Raw genomic sequence first — 1,643 nt, 5'->3', positions numbered from 1 at the left:
CTGCCGGTGCTGGAGGAGACCCTGGCGGACTTTGACAACGTGAAGATCGTGCCGGGGGATATTATGAAAATTGACGTGGCGGCATTGCTCCGGCAGGAGTTCGGGGGGCTTCCCGTTGCAGTATGTGCCAATCTGCCCTATTATATTACTTCACCCATTCTGATGCTGCTGCTGGAAAGCCGGCTGCCCCTCACCTCCATTACCGTCATGGTGCAGAAGGAAGCGGCCCAGCGGCTCTGCGCCCAGGTGGGTACCCGGGAGGCAGGGGCGATCACGGTGGGAGTCCATTACTACGGGGAAGCCAGACAGCTGTTCCCGGTATCACGGGGCAGCTTTATGCCGGCACCCAACGTGGACTCGGCGGTGATCCGCATCGATCTGCACGAAAATCCCCATCCGGAGGGGCTGGATGAGGGCTTTTTCTTCCGGATGGTGAAGGCAGGCTTTTCCCAGCGGCGCAAGACCCTCGCCAACAGTCTTGCCTCCCTGCTGGGGATCCCGAAGCAGGCGGTGTATGATGCCCTGGAGCAGGCAGGGCTTGCGCCTGCTGCCCGGATAGAGCAGCTGACCATGGAACAGCTGTTTGCCCTTGCCCGGATCCTGCAGTCGGCATAATTTTCATTGCCCCTGCATTTCCCAATGGAATGCCGCCGGAACAACCGGAATGCTGCAAGGGCTTGCGACAGGATTCCGCCTGCCTGCCGTGGTATACTTTCTGTATCAAAGCAGCATCGCACAAAGAGCATGCGGTGCTGTCGCAATGAAACGGATGGAGAAAGTGGGCGGATACATATGATCAAGGAACGTACAACCGAGCGTCTGACACGGGGACAGGCAGGGGCATTGCTGCTGTCCGGTGTCAGCGCTTTTTTGCTGACCGGTGCCCGGTTCGGGGAATTTTCCTCCCCCTTGCAGGTCTCCCTGGCGGCGGTGGTGTCCCCCCTTCAGGGGGTGGCGGTTCTGGCTGGGAGCCTGTTTGCCTCCGTGACCCAGGGAACCCTGGGGGATGCACCGGTGCTGCTGTGCGCCCTGGTGATGATCGTGCTGTCCGGGTTTGTGCTGCCCCGGCGGACAAGTGCCGGGATGGGTGCTCTGGCGGCGGCAGCCGGGCTCAGTATTTCCGCCGGATTGTTTTTTGTGATCGGGGGCATCGACCTGGCGGATCTGGCGCTGTATCTGTGCATGGCAGTGCTGGCTGGGGTGGCGGCATACTTTGCCGCAGAGGCGCTGACTGCCTTTCGCCCTGCCGCCGGGGGATACAGCGAGCCGAATGGCTGCGCCTTCGGGGTATGCTTTCTGCTGGTGACCGGGGCACTGGGATCCGCCCAGCTTTGGATCTGTAACCTGGGAGTGATCTTTGCCGGGTTTGTGATCTTGCAGGGGGCAAAACGCTACGGCATTGCCGGGGGCACCGTCTGCGGTGTGCTGGCTTCCGCCGGATTGATGCTTTGCAGCCGGGAACTGGGGGGCGCTGCTGCATTCCTTGCCCTGTCCGGTATGGCTGCCGGATACTTTGCGGATTTTCATAAGGGTGCTGTGTGCCTGCTGTTCCTGGCGATTCAGGGAGCAGGACAACTGCTGCTGGGGACGGATTCGACAGCTATCCTCCTGCTTCTGAACCTGGCGGCAGGATGCCTGCTGTA

General features: G+C 61.1%; 2 protein-coding genes. Both read left to right on the top strand.

Features of this window, described 5'->3' with window-relative positions; genetic code table 11:
* The coding region (locus tag QVO51_RS01290) for a ribosomal RNA small subunit methyltransferase A (protein ID WP_288167711.1) at positions 1-615 on the top strand (615 nt) is incomplete at its 5' end.
* A gap of 177 nt (positions 616-792) precedes the next feature.
* A partial coding sequence (locus tag QVO51_RS01285) for a hypothetical protein (RefSeq protein ID WP_288167710.1) occupies positions 793-1,643 on the top strand: 851 nt, incomplete at its 3' end.

It is taken from the genome of Ruminococcus sp. CAG:379 (assembly GCF_000434255.1).
GTDB classification, from domain to species: domain Bacteria; phylum Bacillota; class Clostridia; order Oscillospirales; family Ruminococcaceae; genus Ruminococcus_F; species Ruminococcus_F champanellensis.
The sequence above is the reverse complement of the archived record's forward strand: the minus strand, read 5'-3'. Positions and strand labels throughout refer to the sequence as shown.